The sequence below is a fragment of the Nocardiopsis sp. NPDC055879 genome, assembly GCF_053615935.1.
Genome location: NZ_JBSHCT010000024.1, coordinates 60,806 through 81,533, shown reverse-complemented (window position 1 = coordinate 81,533; position 20,728 = coordinate 60,806). Strand labels below are relative to the sequence as shown.

At 70.1% G+C, this 20,728-nt stretch carries 17 protein-coding genes and 2 tRNA genes; 14 read left to right on the top strand and 5 right to left on the bottom strand.

The features are described from left to right. Nucleotides 1–146 precede the first annotated feature (146 nt). Together ACWGKS_RS24630 and ACWGKS_RS24625 are read left to right on the top strand one after the other, a co-directional pair. Nucleotides 147–794 (top strand): DUF6230 family protein, encoded by a 648-nt coding sequence (locus ACWGKS_RS24630; protein ID WP_358504428.1) that lies wholly within the window; start codon nt 147–149, stop codon nt 792–794. Between the two features lie 4 nt (nt 795–798). Next, nucleotides 799–2,169 carry a DUF6114 domain-containing protein gene (locus ACWGKS_RS24625; protein ID WP_358504425.1) on the top strand — a complete coding sequence of 457 codons (1,371 nt, stop codon included), beginning with the start codon at nt 799–801 and terminating at the stop codon, nt 2,167–2,169. Between the two features lie 55 nt (nt 2,170–2,224). On the opposite strand, the gene ACWGKS_RS24620 is transcribed toward ACWGKS_RS24625, so the two are convergent. Beyond that, entirely contained in the window at nt 2,225–4,054 is a 1,830-nt protein-coding gene (locus tag ACWGKS_RS24620) for a UvrD-helicase domain-containing protein (protein ID WP_358504422.1), read from the bottom strand. Between the two features lie 783 nt (nt 4,055–4,837). Between ACWGKS_RS24620 and ACWGKS_RS24615 the strand changes: the two genes are divergently transcribed. The 3 genes from ACWGKS_RS24615 to ACWGKS_RS24605 all read left to right on the top strand — a co-directional run bounded on the left by ACWGKS_RS24615 (nt 4,838) and on the right by ACWGKS_RS24605 (nt 7,683). Further along, on the top strand, nt 4,838–5,449 hold the full coding sequence (locus tag ACWGKS_RS24615) for a DUF1707 SHOCT-like domain-containing protein (protein WP_452456710.1): 612 nt from the start codon (nt 4,838–4,840) through the stop codon (nt 5,447–5,449). A 72-nt stretch (nt 5,450–5,521) separates the two neighbouring features. Then, nucleotides 5,522–6,133 carry a SanA/YdcF family protein gene (locus tag ACWGKS_RS24610; RefSeq protein ID WP_358504416.1) on the top strand — a complete coding sequence of 204 codons (612 nt, stop codon included), beginning with the start codon at nt 5,522–5,524 and terminating at the stop codon, nt 6,131–6,133. A gap of 104 nt (nt 6,134–6,237) precedes the next feature. After that, a complete protein-coding gene (locus ACWGKS_RS24605; RefSeq protein ID WP_358504413.1) occupies nt 6,238–7,683 on the top strand; it encodes a hypothetical protein in 1,446 nt (481 codons plus the stop codon). A gap of 18 nt (nt 7,684–7,701) precedes the next feature. Here the strand turns inward: ACWGKS_RS24605 and ACWGKS_RS24600 are convergent, their stop codons facing one another. Further along, nucleotides 7,702–8,448, bottom strand: a complete 747-nt coding sequence (locus tag ACWGKS_RS24600; protein ID WP_452456711.1) for a SanA/YdcF family protein — start codon at nt 8,446–8,448, stop codon at nt 7,702–7,704. A 145-nt stretch (nt 8,449–8,593) separates the two neighbouring features. Here ACWGKS_RS24600 and ACWGKS_RS24595 point away from each other — a divergent pair, with 145 nt between their 5' ends. Beyond that, nucleotides 8,594–10,156 carry a DUF885 family protein gene (locus ACWGKS_RS24595; protein WP_358504410.1) on the top strand — a complete coding sequence of 521 codons (1,563 nt, stop codon included), beginning with the start codon at nt 8,594–8,596 and terminating at the stop codon, nt 10,154–10,156. 56 nt (nt 10,157–10,212) lie between these two features. On the opposite strand, the gene ACWGKS_RS24590 is transcribed toward ACWGKS_RS24595, so the two are convergent. Beyond that, nucleotides 10,213–11,175, bottom strand: a complete 963-nt coding sequence (locus ACWGKS_RS24590) for an N-acetylmuramic acid 6-phosphate etherase (protein WP_358504407.1) — start codon at nt 11,173–11,175, stop codon at nt 10,213–10,215. 30 nt (nt 11,176–11,205) lie between these two features. After that, entirely contained in the window at nt 11,206–12,225 is a 1,020-nt protein-coding gene (locus tag ACWGKS_RS24585; protein ID WP_358504404.1) for a MurR/RpiR family transcriptional regulator, read from the bottom strand. Nucleotides 12,226–12,432: 207 nt separating this feature from the next. On the opposite strand from ACWGKS_RS24585, the gene ACWGKS_RS24580 reads away from it, so the two are divergent. The 6 genes from ACWGKS_RS24580 to ACWGKS_RS24555 all read left to right on the top strand — a co-directional run bounded on the left by ACWGKS_RS24580 (nt 12,433) and on the right by ACWGKS_RS24555 (nt 16,658). Beyond that, nucleotides 12,433–14,223 carry an AfsR/SARP family transcriptional regulator gene (locus tag ACWGKS_RS24580; protein WP_358504401.1) on the top strand — a complete coding sequence of 597 codons (1,791 nt, stop codon included), beginning with the start codon at nt 12,433–12,435 and terminating at the stop codon, nt 14,221–14,223. 186 nt (nt 14,224–14,409) lie between these two features. Then, nucleotides 14,410–14,595, top strand: coding sequence for a hypothetical protein (locus ACWGKS_RS24575; protein ID WP_358504398.1), 186 nt, complete (start codon nt 14,410–14,412; stop codon nt 14,593–14,595). Nucleotides 14,596–14,727: 132 nt separating this feature from the next. Beyond that, nucleotides 14,728–14,804, top strand: a tRNA-Lys gene (locus ACWGKS_RS24570). Between the two features lie 202 nt (nt 14,805–15,006). Then, nucleotides 15,007–15,080, top strand: a tRNA-Lys gene (locus ACWGKS_RS24565). A 234-nt stretch (nt 15,081–15,314) separates the two neighbouring features. Next, nucleotides 15,315–15,875 carry a septum formation family protein gene (locus ACWGKS_RS24560; RefSeq protein ID WP_358504395.1) on the top strand — a complete coding sequence of 187 codons (561 nt, stop codon included), beginning with the start codon at nt 15,315–15,317 and terminating at the stop codon, nt 15,873–15,875. Between the two features lie 180 nt (nt 15,876–16,055). Beyond that, entirely contained in the window at nt 16,056–16,658 is a 603-nt protein-coding gene (locus ACWGKS_RS24555) for a septum formation family protein (RefSeq protein WP_358504392.1), read from the top strand. Between the two features lie 99 nt (nt 16,659–16,757). On the opposite strand, the gene ACWGKS_RS24550 is transcribed toward ACWGKS_RS24555, so the two are convergent. Further along, nucleotides 16,758–18,425: an alpha/beta fold hydrolase gene (locus ACWGKS_RS24550; protein WP_358504389.1), complete on the bottom strand. Its 1,668-nt coding sequence runs from the start codon at nt 18,423–18,425 to the stop codon at nt 16,758–16,760. Between the two features lie 315 nt (nt 18,426–18,740). On the opposite strand from ACWGKS_RS24550, the gene ACWGKS_RS24545 reads away from it, so the two are divergent. Together ACWGKS_RS24545 and ACWGKS_RS24540 are read left to right on the top strand one after the other, a co-directional pair. Beyond that, entirely contained in the window at nt 18,741–19,826 is a 1,086-nt protein-coding gene (locus tag ACWGKS_RS24545) for an ABC transporter permease (protein WP_358504386.1), read from the top strand. Nucleotides 19,827–19,842: 16 nt separating this feature from the next. Then, nucleotides 19,843–20,724 (top strand): ABC transporter permease, encoded by an 882-nt coding sequence (locus ACWGKS_RS24540; protein ID WP_358504383.1) that lies wholly within the window; start codon nt 19,843–19,845, stop codon nt 20,722–20,724. Nucleotides 20,725–20,728: the final 4 nt, after the last annotated feature.

The window sequence follows — 20,728 nt, the reverse complement described above, 5'->3', positions numbered from 1 at the left end:
GCGTCATCTAGAAATGTGACAATACATATTGTAATGTTCGTCACTACCGCCGAGTAGGGTGTGTTCCAAGTAACACACGTGGCGTGCGTCGGCGCAAGTTCCTTCCCCCCGTCGTCCTCCGACGGCGGAACCCTCTGGAGGTACACATGCCCAAGGCACCCGAGGAGGCGCCGGAGGCGTCTCAGGACCCGTCCGAGCAGTACGAAGGCAATGGTGGGACCCGTTGGCGCAGGTTCGCCCTGCTCGCGGTCCCCGGATTCGTCGCCGCCGGGGTCCTCGGTGGCATGACCACCCAGGGCGTGCTCGCGTCCTCCTTCGCGGTCTCCGGTGACAGCTTCAAGATGTCCGCCGACAACCTCAGCGGCAGCGGCTTCAGCCAGTACGGCGACGTCGCCGAGTCGGTCGACGGCTCGGCCCGACCGATCGGTCTGTCTACCGTGAACACCACCGAGTTGCGCAACCTGTGCATGTCCTCCCTGTGGGACCTGCCCATCGGCGAGGCCACCCTGGTCATCACCGCGGGCGAGGAGACCCCGGTCGAGGGCACCTCGATGGTCATCGACATCGAGCAGCTCCAGGGCGACGCGGAGTTCGGCGCGATCGAGATCGGCCGTGACGCCGGCACCCTCGACAAGGCCGACGGCGGCCAGGGACCGGAAGGTGGTTTCGGTCTGCAGGCCGACACCATCTCGGTCGACGACATGGAACTGACCTCTTGGGCGGTCACCTCCGGCTCGCTGCGACTGAGCGGCCTGGGACTGGCCATCAAGCCCGGAAACCACGAGTGCTTCTGATCCCATGGCCCAAGCGATGACCCTGCTCCGCACGGGATGGGGACGGTTCCGGAACTGGCGGCGCACCCGGCCGTTCTGGGGCGGATCCCTCCTCGTCGCGGCCGGTATCGAGCTTCTGGTCGCACCGGCCGCACAGAGCCTGATCCTGCCCATCGACCTACTCGTCTTCTCCGGGATGGCCGGTGTCTCCGGCAACCTCATCGGCGGACTGCTGATCGTGATCGGTGTGCTGAGCTGGTTGCAGCCGGCGCAGCGCACCTTCTTCGGCGTGGTCGGACTGATGCTCGCGTTGGTGTCCTTCGTGACCTCCAACTTCGGTGGCTTCGTCATCGGCATGCTGCTCGGCATCGTCGGTGGGTCGCTCGTGTTCGCCTGGGGCCCCGAGGCCCGGAACCGACCGCGTGGGCGGCGCGGGGGCAAGGGTGCCCGGGCGACCGAAGAGGCCGAAGGGGGCGAGAACGCCGAGAACGCCGAGAACCGGGACCCCGGCCCCTCTGCCGAAGGCACCGTCACCGAGGACGTCACCGTCGACGAACCGCGTGGCGGCACCCGGCCCCTGGCCGCGATCGCCCTTCCGCTCGCCGCCGCCATGACCATCGCGGCGGCACCCGCCCCGACCCTGGGGTGGCCCTGGGACTGGCTGCTGCCCGACGACGAAGAGTCCGAGGAGCAGCCCGAGGAGGGCCCCTCCGCGAGTCCTTCCGACGAACCCGGGACACCTCCCGGGGAAACCGATCCCGATGAGGACGAGGACGCCGGGGAGGACCCCGAGGAGGAGGGGGAGAGCGAGGAGGATGAGGAGGATCCCGCCGGCGAGGACGCCGACCCGGCCGCGTGCGAACCCGCCCTCGGCGACGACGCCGTCCTCGAGGACGAGCAGGAACTCCTCGACATGGTCCAGGCCTGCCGGGCGGCGCAGGAGCAGGGCGAGTACCCGCAGGTCACGGTCGTCTCCGACGACGGCTGTTTCCAGGGATCGACCCGTGAGTCCGGACTGACCGCCGACAGCCTCACCATGTTCGGCGCCGGCTACGAAGGCGTGGTGGAGTGCCCGACCGCCGACGGTCCACGGCGCTACCTCAAGATCACGATGAGCGGCTCCAACATGAGCGGCGGCGAGCTCTGGTTCGACGACTCCGGAACCCGCCGATCCCTGGGTCTGCCCTCGATGGACCTGGAGGGCAACGTCGAACTCCACGTCACCAGCATGCACGTGCGGCTCCTGGGAATCCCGATCACCTTCACCCCGGACTTCCCACCGCCGCTGCTGCTCCCGATCATGTACGTCACCGACGTCGACGTCGGTGACCCCATGGCCTACACCGACCGGATGGTCATCTCCGACATGGACGGGGACTTCGCCCCGGGGCGGTGAACGCACGGGCCGGGACGTCGATCGACGTCCCGGCCCTTTCCCGTGCGCGCCTCGATCAGCGGCTGTCGGCGATCAGCCTGCTGGGCCGGCCCACGTGCGACACGTACAACGCGTCCCGTGCCCGGGTGCAGGCCACGAACAACAGGGTCCGTTCCTGCTGGATCGCGTGCTCCAGGGCGACCTGGTCACCGTCGGCCGCCTCGATCGCGGCCTTGGGCGGCAGCAGGTGGTCGCTCACGCCGACCAGCGCCACACACCGGAACTCCTGGCCCTTCATCCGGTGCATCGTCCCCACGCGGACCGCGCCCGGCGCGCCCGCCCCTTCCAGCGGCGTGGTGGAGATCCCGCGCGCCTCCAATTCCTTGGCGACCCCGCGCGCCACCCACTGGTTGCGCCCGGCCACCGCGATCTCGGACGGGTTCACCCCGGCCTCCAGCCATACCCGGACCCAGTCGCCCAGGGCGTGGAGTTCCTCGGTGCGGTTGTCGCAGCCGCGGACCACCGGGGCGGGGCCGTGCAGCAGCGAACGGTAGCCGGCGAGGGTGTCGGCGTCGTCGTCCATGCCCAACGCGGCACGGCGGTCCAGGATCGGCATGCTCCAGTCGAGGATCTCCTGCGTCACCCGGTAGCTGACCCGCAGTCGGTGGCCCCGGCCGCGCACGTTGATCCCCAGCGAGGCCAGCGACACCCGGTTGTCGGACACCCGCTGGTGCGGGTCACCGACGATGAACAGGTCGTCCGGGCCCTCGGGGACCGCGGCGCGCAGCATCCGCCACTGCGCCGGGTGCAGGTCCTGGGACTCGTCGACCACCGCGTACCGGAACAGCGGGCCCGAACGCGTGAGCAGCCGGGCCGCCTCGGCGGCCAACTGCGGGTAGGACCACAACCCCTCCACCCGCATCGCGCCGACGTAGCGCCGGACGGTCTCCCAGACCTGACGTCGGTGCTCGGGCGCCAGGTGCTGGACGCGGCCGCTGCGCTCACAGCGGATGTAGTCGGGCAGCGACTCCAGGCCCTTGGCCAGGATGACCTGCTCCCACTCGTCCACCAGGAACCGCCCGGAGAAGGGCAGCCCGTCGGCGAGGGCGACCGCACGCCACCGCTGGGCGATCTCGTCATTGCCGAGCATCCGCGGCGCGACGCTGCTGTGGCTCTGCGCCACGGAACGGGCCAGGCCGTCGATGGTGACCACCCGCACACGTGACCTGGTGCCGGGGTCGGGAAGCAGTCGGTCCAAGCGGTCCGCCAGGGACTGGGCGAGCGCCCGGTTGTAGGTGGTGAGCAGTACCGACTCACCGGTGGACTCGGGGTGCGCGGCGGCGTCCGCTTCGGCCAGGTACGCGGCACGGTAGAGCGCCATCACGCTCTTACCGGTGCCGGGTCCCCCGGTGACCTGCACGGATCCGTTGAAGTGCCCCGAGGTGACCCGTTGCTGGTCCGGGTGCAGGGTGATCTGCCACTGCTCGAAGGGCGCGTTGAGGGCGCCGGACAGCTCGGGCGGGCCGACGGGGGTGAGGTCGACGATGCCGAGCCCGAGTTCGGCGGGAGCGTCGGCCAGGGCCCGGGGGCGCAGGTTCTGGGCGTAGCGCAGCGCCTCGGCGCGCGGGCGCACGGTGAGCAGCCGGTAGTGCGGGTCATCGGTGTCCTGTTCCGCGGACTCGTCCTCATGGGACTCCGTGCACGGGTCGGGGGCGATGACGCCGGTCCAGTCGGAAGCGATGGACACGACCCGGACACGAGGGTCGGCGGCGCCCGCGACGGATTCCAGTTCGGTGGTCTCTCCGGCCTGGTAGGCGCGCATCACGGCCAGGGTGCCGAGTTGGACGTCGGGCGCGAGGCGGTTGAAGTCGCTGAGAAACGTCGGGGCGATCGCAAGGGCGGACACGTCGTGGTCTCCTCCGGTCTTCGACCTGATGGTGGCTCTGCTGGTTGGTCGGATCGGATGGGCGTCGCGCGAGAGGAAGTCGGTCGGGCGACCGTTCGCGTTCACTTGAAACATGCTCGCTACGGAATTTGGGCAAACGCTGTCGGGAAGGCGAAGAACGGGATATTTCGGGAACCTTCGATGTTCCGTGTTTCCGCAGTTCAAAGCGTGGCTTGCGAAGGGGTGTTCGAAGTCCATCGCCAAGTTTTCGGAGTCCTTGCGATCGGCTCTCCGCGACCTGCGGTTTCGCTGGAAGTCTCGGTGTCCAAAACCCGATTAATGGTCTGACCGAAATTAGGTGCGCAGAGGCATGGCGAACCCTCTCGCTTGGGAACACGGGGGGAGTGAGGGGTGGGTGCGGTCGGGTGTGGACGAAGTGACCGAAACCCGACAAGGTGGCCGACCGGGCAACGCTTGAAGAACATGAGGCGTCCCCACGCCCCGCTCACCGTCTGGCCGGATGCGGACACGCTCTGTGCGGGGCGGGGTGCGTTGCGGGATCGTGGAGGCGGCCGGGGAGGGGAACACGCGTGGTTCAGGACTCTGCCGGGGTCCGTCCTACCCCGGCAGAGTCCTCAACCACCCTAGAGAAGCAGTACCCGGCTCCCGTCCGGCCCAAAGCGGGGCGGGAGCGCCTTCCTCCGATCACGCCGGTCGGCGACCGCCGCCGACGCTCCACATGCTCTAACGTGGGTCTGACAAAACAGGCAGAAGGAGCGGGACGAGCACGTGGCCCCCAATGACATGAGCCGAATGCGTATCTCCGACGCCGAGCGCGACCAGGTCGCGGAGATCCTGCGGGAAGCCGCAGGGGAAGGGCGTCTCGACCTGGAGGAGGTGGACGAGCGACTCAACGCGGTCTACAGCGCCAAGACCTACGCCGACCTCGAACCCATCGTCGCGGACCTTCCCACGGGCGCGGGCGGCTTGGCCTCCTCGGCCTCCCCTGGCGCGGTCGCCCCACAGCACACCCCGGCCGGCCCCGTCGGCCAACCGCTGAAACTCAAGGCCAAGGGCGACTCCCTGGTCCGCAAGGGCGATTGGACCGTGCCGCATCGCATCGAGATCGATGCCCGCTTCGGCTCAACCAGGCTCGACTTCCGTGAAGCCCGCGTCACCACCCCGGTGGTGGAGGTGTGGGTGGACGCCTCCTGGGGCTCGGCCGACATCATCCTGCCCGAGGGGGCCACCGCCGAGGTCGACGTCGACTCCTCCTGGTTCGGCAGCGTGCGCTCGGACGTCGATTCGATCCGTCGGAACGACGCCACCCACTTCGTCGTCACCGGTTCGGCCCAGGGCGGCGGCCTGCGTGTGCGCCACAAGCGGTCCGGGGGCTGGGCCTCCTTCCTGACCTGACCGCTACGGCCGTGCGCCATGATGGTGGGGCGCACGGCACGGGCCGTGCCGGACATCGGAAGGCGGGCGGTCGTGCTCATCTGGATCGGGACGATCGTGGTCGTCGCCCTCGCCTTGACTCCGTTCGCGTGGACGCGCCTGGCCGGAGTCGGACGTCGTCCCGGACCCGCCCGTGTCCCGCACCGCCCCGTCGCAGTGGTCCTGGGCGCCGCCGCCTGGTCCGACGGCCCCTCGCCGCTGCTCGCCCGTCGTCTGGACCTGGCCGTCGACCTGGTCCGGGAGGGCAAGGTCGATCGCGTCCTGGTCTCCGGGGACAACCGCGACGTGTCCCGCCGAGAGACCGACACCATGACCCGCTACCTGGTCGAACAGGGCGTCCCGGTCGACCTGATCGAGGCGGACCCCCACGGCTACCGCACCTGGGACACCTGCGTCAGGGTCAAGGAGTACTACGGGGTGGACGCCGCCACCATGGTCACCCAGTCCTTCCACCTGCCCCGCACCATCGCGCTCGCCCGCGCCGCCGGCATCGACGCCGTGGGGGTGGGCGACTCCAGCCTGGGCGCCCGACGACGCTCCACCGTGATCGGTTACCTGCGCGAGGTCCCCGCCGCCTTCAAGGCCCTCAAGGACGCCGTACTGCGCCCCGCACCCGCCATGGTCGGCCGCCCCGACCCGCGATGATCCCGCTCGCGGCGCCGATCCCGACACCACGGGCGAGGTCGTCGGCGCGATGACAAGGAGGAGCGGGGCTCAGAGCTGTTGCCCGAGCCGGGATAATCGGGCATATGAACGCGACCACGGGAAACGAACCACACGACAACGCCGTCGACGTCGACTGGGCCTCCCTGGCCCCGGAGGGCGGGGAACGCATCCCCGAACTCCTCGGCAGGGTCGCCGGCAGTGACAGCGCGCTGTCCGACCTCCACGACATCATCCGGTTCCCCGAGCCGGGCCACCGTGCCGCACCGAAGGTCGTCGACCACCTCGTCGACGCCGCGACCGCCGACGAGACCCCGGACATGGACCGGTGGCGGCCCCTGAGCCTCCTGCTGGAGCTGGTCGCGGCCCACGCGGAGGACCGCTTCCCCGAGCACCTCGACCTCGCTCAGTGGCGTGACGAGGTGGCCTGGGCCCTCTCCAACGACGCCGAGAAGGTGCGCGCCCAGTACCGCGACTGGATGGACGAGGCCCCCGACGAGCAGCACCACCACCGGATGCGCAACCGTCTGGCCGTGATGGGGTCCGACGACGGCGCGGAGATCCTGCAGGCCGAACTCGACACCTACGAGGCCGTGCTCGCCCGCGTTCCCGACCTGGTCTCCCTCCTACACGGTGGAGTGAACCGGGGCGGCCTGGACCGGGCCGGCGAGTGGGTGAGCTACCTGCTGGCGTTCCTGCCCGACGAGTCCGAGCGCGTGGTCTCCGAGATCACCGGCGCCTCCCAGTTCCTCCTCGCCAAGGACCTGCGCCCCACCCCCAAGGCCCCCACCTCCCTGCGCGACGCGATGGATCAGGCCGCCGGTGGCGGCGGTGGCCAGTCCGAGCCGCTGCCCGCCGAACTGTTCGCCCTCGGCCTGCTCGCCGCTCCGAACGACATCGACACCACCGTCGGTCTCACCCACCAGATGGCCGGTGGCAACCTCTACAACTCCTTCGCCGCCTCGGTGGCGATGGTCCTCATCCACGGCGAGAACACCCCCCGCGAGGGCCTGCGCCGGATCGGCCGCGGTGGCGGCACCACGATGGGCTACGAGGGTCTGTTCAACGAGTCGTGGCCGCACTGCGGCCCCCGCTCCCCGCAGGTCCTGGGCTTCCTCGCGCTGGGCCGCGCCGGGGATCGCGCCCGCCGACTGCGTCTGGACATCCTGACCGGCCTGATCAAGGGTGAGGACGAGTCCCGCGCCCTGGTCACCGGCGTCGGCCTCGAACTGGTGCTGGGCCCGCGTTCCAAGGACCGTACCGCCGAGGAGCACGTCCAGGCCGACTACGACGAGGAGACCCTCAAGGTCCTGTGGGCCATCGCCGAGCTGCCCGCCTCGGCTTGGGAGGACGAGGAGTTCACCGCCACGCTCGCCGCCTGGGCCCTGCCCGAAGAGGCCGAGGAGTTCTGCGCCCTGGTCGGCGTCGAACCCGAGCCGGAGCCCGTGCCCCAGGCCGCCCCGGCCCAGCAGGCCCCGCAGCCCCAGCAGGCGCCCTCGGGTCTGTTCGGTCGTCTGTTCGGCGGTCGCTGACCGCCGAACACGTTCTGGTCAGGGGGCCGCCGATTCTTCGGCGGCCCGGGCCAGGGCCTCCTCCACGCCGGTCTCGGGCTCGCCCAGGAACGTGGGGTCCGGACGCAGCAGGACCGTGCCCAGGGCGGCCACCGCCGCCGGGACCTCGCGCACCCACCCGTAGACGGTGGCCGTCGCGCGTTCGCCGAAGCTGTTGTCGCCCACGCCCACCGCGTCGATGCCCGCGGCCCGGCACAGCCCGACCGCCCTCGGCACGTGGAAGTCCTGGGTCAGCACCACGGCCTCCTCCACCCCGAAGACCTCCGTGGCCCGCACACACGAGTCCCAGGTGGCGAACCCGGCGTGGTCGCCGGCGATCCGATCCGCCGGGACGCCCGCCTCGATCAGGTAGTCGCGCATGGTGTCGGTCTCGCTGTAGTGGTCGACGCCGTTGTCACCGCTGACCAGTACCGCCTCGATCCGGTCGGCCTCGTACAGTTCCACCGCCAGTTCCAGACGCTGGGCCAACAGGTGACTGGGCATCCCGTCGGGGCGGACCCCGGCGCCGAGCACCAAGGCGACCGGACGTTCGGGCACCTCCTCGACGCCATACCGATGCTCGGAGGTGGCGAACAGCTGCCACACGAACGGCACACAGCCCAACACGATCACGGCCACGGCGGCCAGGAGGAGTGGAAGACGGCGCCTGCCCGGGCGCACGGCACCCGTGCCCGGTTCAGCGGACTCGGGAGTCGAGGGTGTCTGGGAGTTCTCGGAGGTCGTCACACCCTGGGAGACGACCGAGCGTCCCACCCGGTTCCCGGTGATCGAGCGCGTGTACACCGGAACCGGCCGGCGCCTTCACCGGACGCGCCGGGGGAGCGTGTCAGGGGCGGGACCGACCAGGCGCGGGAACGTTAGGGTCGGCCGCATGTCTGTACCTTCCCACGAGGAACTCCCCCCGCGGCTGAGGGCCATCGCCGACCTGCTGCCCGGCGCCATGCGCGGGCACGCCGGACTCCACTCCTACGACGGCAGGGCCGCCGACCTGTCACCGGCGGGCGTGCGTGCCCACCTCGAAGACCTGGGCGGCGACCCGCTCGACGACGCCCACGACGAGGCGCACCTGGCCGCCTTCGAGAACGCGCTCCGGCACGAACTGGGCGAACTCCAGTGGCACCGGACCAACCCCCTGCTCCACATCGGCGAGATGGACCTGTCCGACTACGAACGCGACTACGCACCCGCCGCCGAACGCGACGCAGCCCGCCTCGCCCACCTGCGGCTGTGGCCGTGGCTGGCCGACAACGCCCTGGCGTCCCTGGACCGTGTCTCCGCGCCCATCGCCGAGTCGCTGCTCACCGCGGCGCGGGGGCTCATCGGCGGTCTGCCCGACGAACTGCCCGAGGACGTGCGCGACGCCGCCCTGGTCGCGCACTCCCGACTGATGGCACACCTGGAACACGCCGCCGAACACGGCCCGGATCAGGCCGGTCTGGGCGCGGAGACGCTCTCTCGTCTCATGGGTATCGGTGAGGCCATGGAGGTCGATCTCGACGACCTGGCCGCCCGCGCCGACGTCGAACGCGACCGACTGCGCGCCCGCCTGGCCGAGGCGGCCGGGCGCCTGGCGCCCGACCGCGACCCCATGGAGTTCGCCCGCGAGCTCACCCGGAACCACCCCGGCGCGGACGGGGTCCTCGAGGCGGCCCGCGAGTGGACGCGTCTGTGCCTGGAGTTCACCGCCGAGCGTTCCCTCGCCCCCTACGGCGACGGTGAGTGCGAGGTGGACGTGCCACCGCCCGCCCTGCGCTGGGGCACCGCGATGATGGCCTGGTCCGGGCCCTGGGAGGAGGACACCGCGTCCTTCTACTACGTCAACCCGCCCGACCCCGAGTGGTCCGAGGAGGAGGCCGACGAGTGGCTGGAGATGTTCAGCCACACCACCCTGCCCGCGGTGAGCGTGCACGAGGTCGCACCCGGCCACTACTCGCACGGACGCGCCCTGCGTCGCCTCCAGAGCCCGGTGCGGCGCGCGCTGCCCTCCATGTCCTTCGTCGAGGGGTGGGCACACTACGTGGAGGAGGTGTGCGTGGACGAGGGGTTCGGCGCCTACGCCGCCGAACGCCTGGGCGACCCCGAATGGACCGCCGACCACTTCGAGATCGGGGTGTGGTTGGAGGCGCTGGTCCGCGTCACGCGCCTGGCAGTGGCCATCGGCCTGCACTCGGGCTCCATGACGGTGCGGGAGGCCACCGCGCGGTTCACCGAGGACACCGCGCTGCGCGGCCCGGCCGCCCGCGCCGAGGCCCGGCGCGCCACCTTCGATCCCACCTACGGCCGGTACACCTGGGGCAAGCTGGAGATCCTGGCCCTGCGCGAACGTGCCCGGCAGGAGTGGGGCGAGGACTTCTCACTGCCGCGCTTCCATCGGGAGCTGCTGGAACTGGGCGCGCCCCCGCTGGGCCTCATCGACGCGGTCCTGGGCGGGTGAGCCCGACCGGGACGGACCCGGCCGGGCCTTGCGTGCGAACCCCGGTTGACGCGGCACTAGCTCGGCTTGGAGCCGCCCACGCCGAGTTCGTCCAGGGCCACCCGGACCCGGCCGCGGGCACGCTTGAGCGCGTCCGCGGCCCGCTCGGCGTCCACCCCGGCCAGCAACGTCACCAGGGCGACGCGGGTGTCGCCCTCGGCCGCGTTCAGCGCCTGCGCGCAGGCCGCCTCGTCCAGGCCGGTGGCCTCGCCCAGGATCGTCAGCACACGCCCGCGCAGCTTTCCGTTGGTGGCGTCCACCCCGACCATCAGGTTCGAGTAGGTCCGTCCGATCCGCACCATCACCGCGGTGGAGAACGCGTTCAACAGGAGCTTCTGCGCCGTGCCCGCCTTCATCCGGGTCGAACCGGCGATCACCTCCGCGCCCGTGGCCACGCCCACGTGCACGTCCGCCGCCGAGGCCAGTGGCGCGTCCGGGTTCGCGGTGATGAGCACCGTGGCGGCCGACCGTTCCCGGGCCGCCTCCAAGGCGCCTCCCACGTACGGGGTGCGGCCACTGGCGGCCAGAGCGACCACCAGGGAGCCCTCGGTCACCCCTGCCGCGTCCACCCGGCCAGCCTCCCAGTCGTCCTCCACCCCCTCCAGGGCCTTGGACAGGGCACCCCCGCCGCCCGCGTGGTGAGCCACCACCCAGTCCGCCGGTACCCCGTAGGTGGGCGGAAGCTCCGCGGCGTCCTGCGCGGCGATCCGACCGGAGGTGCCCGCGCCGAAGTAGTGGATGGTGGCGCCCCGCTCCAGGGCGGCCACCCCCAGCTCCACGGCCTCGGCGAGGCGCGGCAGGACGGCCGATACCGCCGCGGTGACCGTGGCGTCCTCGGCGTTGATCTGTCGGAGGATCTCCAGTGCCGGCAACAGGTCGATGTCGTAGGTACCGGAGTTCCGGGTCTCGGTGGGAGACCGTACGATCACGGCCTCATGATCCTCCGCTCGATCCTGTGCTCGTCCGTCTCTGCCGTGCAATGAGCTCTCCTCTTCGGTCCGGGTCGCGGCTCAGTCGTCGCTTCCGGTGCTGCTGTCGGTAGTACTGCTCTCGTTACCGCCGTCGGAGTTCCTGGGCGGGGTCTCGGAACGGCGGCGCTTGCGGTCCTCGTGCAGTCGAAGCCCTCGCACCGCCTCGTAGGTGGTCTCCAGCGCGCTCCGGCTGTCGGCGTACCGGATCTGGGCCAGCCCCACGAACAGGCAGTCCACGACGGTCAGCTGCGCCAGTCGGGACGCGGTCGCACCGGAACGGAACGTGGTCTCGCGGGCGGCGGTGGTCAGGACGTGGTCGGCGAACCCGATCGCCGAGCGCGGGAAGTTGGTGATCGCCACCGTCTTCGCACCGTGCCTGCCGGCCTCGCTCAGCGCCTGCACCGTGTCGATGGTGGTGCCGCTGTGCGAGATGCCGATCGCAACGTCGGTGTCCTCCAACAAGGAGGCGCTGGTCAGCATCACGTGCGCGTCCGACCAGGCGAACGACGTCAGCCCGATCCGGTGCAGTTTCTGCTGGAGGTCCGCCCCCACGAACGCGCTGGCGCCCACCCCGTAGATGTCGATGCGCCGGGCGTTGGCGAGGGCGTCGATGACGGCGCGCAACACCTCCACGTCCATGGCGGCACCGGTCTCCTCCACCGCGCGCGCGTCGGTGTAGGCGATCTTCTGCACGACCGTGACGAGGGTGTCGTCGGGGTTGATGTCGCTGGACAGCTCGGGGATGTTGCTGCGGGCGCCGCGCGCCTGACCGGCCTCGGTGGCCAGGGCCAGACGCAGCTCCCGGTAACCGCTGAAGTCGATGGTGCGGCAGAAGCGGATGACGGTGGCCTCGGAGGTGGCGCAATCCTTGGCGAGTTGGGTGATGGAGGAGGCGGCGGCCCGCTCGGGGTCGTCGATCACCCGTTGGGCCACCCGCTGTTCGGCGGGGGCGAGGGAGGGAAGCAGGGAGCGGATCCGCAGCACCGTGGTCGGTGCGCTCGGCGCGGGACCCTCATCCGGGTTCACGGATTCGCCTGAAGACTTCGGAATTTGCGCCATGAAGGAAAGTTTCTTTCGGTCGCGGTGCAGAGTCAACGCACGGACGGGAAAAACCGGGAGATTCAAGGATTTCAAGGGACGGTCCGCGCGGCAAGTATCCCTGTTCCGATTGCGGGATCCCAGCTCAGCGGGCACGCTGGGACGAAGCGGTGCAACTTCCGGGATTTTCGGAGAACCGCCGTATCCGGGGACACGAGGGAGGGCACTGTGGCGCGGTTCGGCCCGGTCGGACCACAGGACGAGTCGACCGCGGACGGGCCGTCCGAACACCACGGTATCCGGGTCGGGCTGCTCGGTCGCTTCACCCTCCACGTCGACGGCTCCCCGGTCCGCCTACGCGGTGAGCGCCGCCGCTCCCTGCTCGCCGCCCTCCTCCTCAACACGGGCGCGTCGGTGCCCACCGACCACCTCATCGACCGCGTCTGGACCGAACCCGGACCGTCCGCCCGAGGCGCCCTCCAGGTCCACGTGGCCCGCCTCCGAGCCCTCCTCGAAGAGCACTTGGGCGACCCCCTCATCCGCAGCACCGACGACGGGTACCGCGTCGACCTCCGAACACACCGCTGCGACCTGCTGCGCCTGCGGTCCCTGGTCCACAAGGCCGACCGCGCGGCCGAACGCGGAGAAGCCGACGCCCACGCCGACCTGCTCGGTCGAGCCCTGGCCCTGTGGCGCGGACCCGTGCTCACCGACGTCGCCTCCCCGGTCCTGCACCACCACGACGTGCCGCCGATCGAGGAGGAACTCCTGCGCGTGGCCGAACGGGCCTTCACCGCGGACCTGGACCGGGGCGAGCACGAACGCGTCGCCGACCGGGTCGCGCCCATCGTCTCCTCCCACCCCCGACGCGAACCCCTCGTCCGGGTGCAGATGGTCGCCCTGTACCGGTGCGGCCGACGGAGCGAGGCCCTGAACGCCTACTCCCGTGCCCGTTCCGCCCTCGCGGAGGAACCCGGGCTGGATCCCGGCCGTGAGCTCCTGGCGGCCTTCCACGGGGTCCTACGCGGTGACCTGGGGATCAGTGGGCGCTCCACTCGCGTGACCGCCGACCCCGACCCGCTCCCGGCCCGTTCGGGTGGCCCGGCCCTCTCGGTGCCGCGCCCCAGGGACCACCGCGACACCTGTTCCCATTCCCGCCCCGCGCGCGAGGACGAACACGGCCCCTGGCCCCTGGTGCCCGCCGAACTCCCCGCCGCCCCGAACCCGCTCGTCGGCCGGGGCGAGACGCTGGCCGAACTCGACCGTCTCGTCGACCCCTGTGCCGCCACCCCCGTGAGCGTCCTGGTCCGCGGGCCGGCCGGGGCCGGGGCCAGCGCCCTGGCCGTCCGCTGGGCGCACTCCGTCGCCGCACACTTCCCCGACGGGCGGCTCTACGTGAACCTGCGCCGTCCGGACGGCACGCCTCGCGAGGCGACCGAGGTGCTGCGCCGTCTGGTGCGCTCCCTGTCGGCGGGCCGTGTCGGATCCGTGGACCTGTCGGCGGCCGAGGACGAGGCCGACGAGGCCGCCGCCCGGTTGCGTTCCCTGATGGCCGGACGGCGGGTGCTCCTGCTCCTGGACAACGCCGCCAGCGCCCACCAGGTGCGCCCGCTCCTGCCGGGCGACCCCGGCAGCGCCGCGGTGGTGACCGGTCGTAGCTGGCTCACGGACCTGTTGGTCCGCGACGGTGTGCGCGCACTGCCCATCGACGCCTTGGACGCCGCGGACGCGGTGGCGCTGTTGCGCTCCCTGTTGGGGGAGCGGCGCCACCCCGAAGAGGCGTTGCGTCGGGTGGCCGAGCTGGCCGGTGGCCTGCCCCTGTCGCTGCGCATGGCCGTGGCGTGGTTGGACGCGCACCCCGAACACACGGCGGACGCCTTGGTGCCACTGGTGGAACGGGTGGACCCGGCACGAGGGATCTCCCCCACGGCCCGGATGGCCGCGGTTCTTCGCGCCGGGCCCTTGGGTGCGGGCTCGGCCGCGGGGAAGTACCGACCGGGAACCGAGCACCCGCACTGAGTCTGCGGCAATCCTCTTACGTTCGGTTTTCGATCGGGTCACGAGGGGGAGTGCGGCGCCAGGACCGCCACCGCCCCGATGTCGGGTTCTCGCACTGTTGACGGCCGGTCGACGGTCGGTTGTGAGATCGACCGATTCTGCTTCAGGGGGTGCTCACCGGTGCCATGAGTCGCTAGTGTCAACCCCATGACGCAGAACAACGATCCCGACATGGACCCGGCGGGAACCACGCAGCACTTCCGCCGCTTCGTCGACGACAACCCCGAGCCCGAAGAGGCCCCGCGCCGCCCGATCCTTCCGCTGGTGCTGGCGGGCGTCGGCGTCCTCCTCGCCATCGGGGTCATCGTCGTCCTGGTGCTGGCCTTCTCCTAGGGAGCCGGCGCATCCACGATGTGACGGGGCCGACCCTCGGCCGGCCCCGAAATCGGTTCGCGGCCACCCCGCGATCCTGCTAGAGTTACATCCGTAGCCGCAGGGAGCCGCGAGGTTCTCCGCGGGAGTCGGGCGTCATTAGCTCAGTTGGTTAGAGCAGCTGACTCTTAATCAGCGGGTCCGGGGTTCGAGTCCCTGATGACGCACCAGACGAAGGCCCCGGCGATCGGAAACGATCGCCGGGGCCTTTCTCGTTGTCGTCGTGCCGATGGGGATGTCGGCCGGAGGGTGCGCCCAGTGGTCTGCGGCACAACCGGCGGCGAACGGGTCCTGAACGGCACAAGTCGCTTCGTGGATCCGGTAGAGTTGTCCTTGTTGCCGCGCAGGGCCCAAGGGTCGGGTGGAGAACAGGCGCCATTAGCTCAGTTGGTCAGAGCAGCTGACTCTTAATCAGCGGGTCCGGGGTTCGAGTCCCTGATGGCGCACAGTGGGTGAAGGCCCCGGTCGACGGAGAACGTCGGCCGGGGCCTTCGTCGTTTCCAGGGTGTTCCCGAGGTCGGGCCGCTGTCGCCGGCCACGAAGAGTCCAGGTCCGTGACGCTTCTGTGGCCAGGGGAAACCGAATTGACAAGCGGTCAATATGTGGTGGATTGTCTTTCTGCCGCCAACCTCCTGTTCCCGGTTCGGTACCCCTATCCCTTGACGAGGCCGGAGACTGCCATGTCCGATTTCATCCCCGCCGTTCGCACCGTGTCCCTCACCCTGCTCGCCGCCGGAGCGGCCCTTTCCCTGTCCGCCTGCGGAATCGTCCAGACCGCGCTGGAGAATCAGCAGGGCACCGTGGGCGACGGTGGAACCGTGGAGGTCGAAGACACCTCGGAGGGTGGGGAGACCACCGGTGGCGGTACGCAGGACGTCATGGAGGTCGGTGTCGGCGACTGCTTCAACGAGGCCGAGATGGAGACCGCCCTGTTGGGCGAAGAGGTGAGCGGTATCCCGCTGATCGACTGCTCGGAGACGCACGACTCCGAGTTCTTCCACAGTGAGATCCTCCCCGAGGGCGACTTCCCCGGTGACGACGCGATCGCGGACACCGCGACCGAGGTCTGCGAGGGCACCGCCTTCACGGAGTTCATCGGTGTCGAGTGGTACGAGTCGGAGTTCTACGCCTACTCCCTCCGCCCGATCGCGGAGGGCTGGGCCGCGGGCGACCGCGAGATCCTCTGCTACGTCGTCGCCAACGAGCCCACCACCGGCACGCTCGAGGCCTCCGGCCGCTGATCTTCGACCGCTCTCGACCGGTACCGGCCGGCGCTTCCGAGAAGCGCCGGCCGGTCGGTTTTTGGTGAATTGTCAGAAACCCGCAGGTCGATGGAACCTTCTCCGGCTCCGACGCATCGATATAGGTGGTGCCGGTCGACCAAGACCGGCGCGGCAGCGACGATCTTGTTGGAGTGAGCAATGGTGTCCCAAGCCCCTCGGTACCTGCCCGGCCGTGCCGCCCTGGCGGCTCTGGCCGTGGGTGCGGTCCTGTCCCTCAGCGCCTGTGGACTCCCGTTCCTCCCCCCGGCCTTCCAGGGCGCGGAGCCCGAGCCGAGCCCCACGCCGATCGAGAGCGAAGAGCCGGTGGAGGAGGAGACCGACTTCACCGAGACCGAGACCGAGACCGAGGAGCCCGAGCCGCTCGGCGCACAGGATGAGGACGTGTTCGTCCTCAGCACCGGTGACTGCATCAACGAGTGGAGCGCCGACACCGACGAGAACGTCAGTTCGGTGCCCAAGATCGACTGCTCGGAGCCGCACGACCTTGAGGTCTACTACGAGGGCACCCTCGACGAGAGCGGTTCCTACCCGGAGGGCGACGCCCTCAACGACATGGTCAACGAGGGTTGCGTCGACGCCTTCGAGGACTTCGTCGGGACCGACTACATGGAGTCGGCGCTGGACTTCTCCAGCCTCATGCCGACGGAGGACGGCTGGGCCCAGGGCGACCGTGAGTACCTGTGCCTGGTCGGACAGTACGGCGAACAGACCACCGGGACCCTTGAGGACTCCCAGATCTAGGGTGTGTTCCGCGGCGACGTGAGAGCGTTCCCGTCCACGGAAGCGGCCCGCACCGGTGAACCTCCACCGGTGCGGGCCGTTCTCGGTCATGGCGGGGGATCAGTGGTGGCCGAGGGCCCGGGCACGCGTGGGCTCGGACTCGTCGTACTCCTCGAACCGCTGGAACAACTCGCCCAGGTCCATCGCGTCGGGCCGATCGGAGGTCGCCTCCGGGCGAGGCAGCCCCGCGCACTCCAGGTCCTGTGGATCCGCGCCGTCCACGAGGTAGGCGTCCACCGCCTCGTTCACGCACGGGTGCAGGAACTCCAGGTCCACCAGGTCGATGACGGCGTAGAACCCGTGGCCGCCGTCGTCGGTGACCGTGACGAGGGAACCGCCCAGGGTCTCGGCCATGGCGGGGCCGCCCGAGTAGGCCGTGTTCGCGTCGTACTCACCGGCGATGACCAGCGGGGTGGTCGTGCCCGCCGGGATCAGGTCCACCGCCGGTTCGGTCGGTAGGTTCTGGGCGAAGCCGCAGGTCTGCGGGCCCGCCCAGTGCGCACCCGTGCCGTAGGGGTGGTTTTCGCGATGGTCGCGCATGTCGGCGTGGTAGGTCGAGACGCGATCGGGCCACTCGGCCTCGCACAGGATCGCCGTGTGCAGGTCCATGTTGATCCCGAAGAGGTCGGCCTCGTCCCGCGCGACCTCGGGCACGGGCTCGACCTCGGGGAAGGGCTCACCGTCGATGACGTCCTTGAGATACCAGGTGGCGTCGTCCCAGGTGCTCTGCCCTCGCGCCGCGAACCCCGCCTCGGCCGCGAAGGCGTTACCGTCATAGGCCTGGCCGCTCGGGTGGTCGTCGCGCGGTTCCTCCTGCAGTCGGTCGGCGGTCTCCTCGAAGACGCGCAGGATCTCCTCGGGGTCGTCCCCCATCCCGAACACCTCGTCGTGTTCGGCCAACCAGGCCGAGTACCGCCCCATGTTGTCGGTGTAGGCGGTGGCCTGCATCATGAAGCTCTCCCGCCAGATGCCGTCCGGGTGCACCGGTGAGTCGAGCACGCTGCGGTCGAGCCGGTCGGGGAACAGGCTCCCGTACACCGCGCCCAGGTAGGTGCCGTAGGAGTAGCCGACGTAGTTGAGACGCTCCTCGTTCAGCGCCGCACGGACCACGTCCATGTCCCGGGCGGTATTGGCCGTGGTCATGTGCGGACGCAGGTCGCCCTCCGCCGCGTCGCACTCCCGGGTGTAACGGATCGTCTCCCGGGTGGTCTCGGAGATCTGTCGGTCGGTGGGGCGCGGGTAACTGAGGGGGAACTCGCTCCCACAGTCCAGCGGGGTCGAGGCTCCGGTTCCGCGCGGGTCCATGCCGATGCTGTCGTAGACCTCGCCGGCGCGCGTGCTCAGCCCCAGGTCGGCGCCGAGGGCCCGCCCCGCGCCGCCGGGGCCGCCCGGGTTGCTCAACAGGATGCCTCGCCGGGCCTCGGGGTCGCTCGCGGCGGAGCGGAGGATGGCGATCTCGATGCGCTCTCCGCCGGGGTCGGCGTAGTCGAGGGGGACCTCGATCCGGGCGCATTCGAGTTCGAGTTCGGCGAGGAGCTCCTCCTCGCACAGGGCCCAGTCGACCTCTTGGTCGTGGAAGGGGGCGAGGGCGTCCATGGTGGCGCCGTCGTCGAGGGGGATCGGATCGACGGGTTCGGCCGTGGCGGGGAGTGCCGAGGCCAGGGTCAGGGCGAGACCGCCGGCCATCACGGCCGCGGTCCCACGGATGACGGTGCGTGCTGGGGGCACGGGGGATTCCCTCCGCTGTCGTCGGAAGCGTGCGTATGCGCAGCAACCGTACGAAGCGTGCAAGGAGCGCCAACACCCACAAATGTCATGAGTGGGTCCTGGTGGCCGGATGCGGACACTCGAACCCGTGCTTGTCGGGTGGTTTGTGGTCGTCTGTTCGGTTCGTGGTGGCGATCGGGTCGCGTGAAGGACGCCGTTCGGTCACGGGGGTGGCGTAGAGCACATCGGCCGCGTTAGCGTGACGTTCTATTAGGAAACTTTCCTAATAGAAGCGTGGCGCTTCCCCCTTCCGACCCCCTCGCCCGAAGGAGCTCCGTGGCCACCGAACTCGCGGCCGCCCCGCCACCGGACACCGGTGACGTCGGGCCCTCCACACCCCCGAAGACGACCCTCCTGGGACGGATCTGGCGCGACCACGTCTTCGTCAAGATCCGCAAGGCCGTCGTCGTGGTGTTCGTGGTCGCCAACGTGACGTTCTTCCTCGGACGCGCGATGCCGGGCGACCCCATCGACGTCATGGCCGGCCGTCTCACCCAGGGCGGCATGTCGATGGAGGAGGCGCGCGCCATCGCGATGAACTCGCTCGCCTACGACCCCGACGCGCCCCTGCTGCGGCAGTGGTGGGAGTTCTTCATCGGCCTGTTCACCTTCGACTTCGGCGGCACCATCAACCGCCCCGGGGTCGGCGTCACCGAAGCCATCGGCGCCTACCTGCCCTGGACCCTCTTCAGCATCGGCGTGGGCACCCTCATCGCCATCGGGCTCGGCCTGACCCTGGGCATGGTCATGGCCTACCGACGCAACAAGGTCATCGACCACGTGCTCAGCGTCCTCGCCTCGGTCCTGGGGGCCATCCCCAACTACCTCATCGCCATGGTCCTCGTCGTCGGCGGCGGCATGTACCTGGGCTGGTTCAACCCCATCGACCTGCGCGGCACCCTCAGCCCCGGAGTCGAACCCGGCTTCACGCTCGTCTTCGTCGGCGACGCGTTCTACCACGCGGCCCTGCCGATCCTCACCTACGTCCTCGCCATCATCGGCACCTGGATGCTCGTCATGAAGGCCTCCACCACCGAGGTCCTCGGCGAGGACTACGTGACCGTCGCCCGAGCCCGCGGCCTGCCCGACACCCGCATCGCGACCGCCTACGTCGGCCGCAACGCGGTCCTGCCGTTGGTCGCCCAGATCGCCATCTCCTTCGGCACCCTCGTCGGCGGCGCGATCTTCGTCGAACAGGTCCTGGTCTACAAGGGCGTGGGCGGCCTGCTGCTGGACGCCGTCCACTACCGCGACTACCCGCTCCTCCAAGGCCTGCTCGTCATCATCACCTCGTGCGTGGTGGTCGCCAACCTCATCTCCGACCTGCTCTACAGCAGGCTCGACCCGCGCATCCGAAACTAGAGGGGACGAACGAGCCATGGCCGTCACCACAGCCTCCGCCCCCGCCACCGGTGTCTGGGGCACCATCTGGCAGGGCATCACCCGCAGCACCAGCGGATTCATCGGGCTCTGCCTGGTCCTCGGAGTCCTGCTCTTCTCCTTCGTCGGGCCGCTGTTCATCGACCACGCCAACCCCACAGACGTCGCCAAGATCTGGGGTGCCCCCAACGCCGAACACTGGCTCGGTACCAACCACGAGGGCAAGGACACCTTCACCCAACTCGTCCTCGGCGGTCGCGAACCCATCTGGGTCGGCTTCGTCGCCGCCCTCATCACCGTCGCCATCGCCGTCGTCCTGGGCGCGGTCGCCGGCTACGTGCGAGGCCGGATCGACCACTTCCTGCTCCAGGTCACCGACATCACGATGACCGTCCCGTTCATCGTGCTGATGCTGGTCATCGCGTCCTTCTACCGGACCTCGTCGCCACTGGTGGTCTCCTTCATCATCGGCCTGGTCACCTGGCCGTTCCTGATGAGGTCGATCCGCGCGCAGGTGCTCAGCCTCAAGGAACGCGAGTTCATCGAGGCCGCCCGCCTCCAGGACCTGGGCACCGCCCGCATCCTCTTCGTCGAGGTCCTGCCCAACATGGCCGGCTACATCTTCATCAACTTCATCATCGCCATCACCAACGCGATCTACGCCGTCGTCGGCATGTACCTGCTCGGCCTGTTGCCCAGCACCGCCGACAACTGGGGGCTGATGATCCAGCAGGCCTGGGACAACAACGCCTTCCTCCTGCCCCAGGCGGCGCCCTTCCTCATCGCCCCGATGGTCATGATCATGCTCTTCCAGATCGGGCTGGTCACCATGACCCGTTCGCTGGAACAGGCCCTCAACCCCCGACTCCGGGACAGGTGATCCC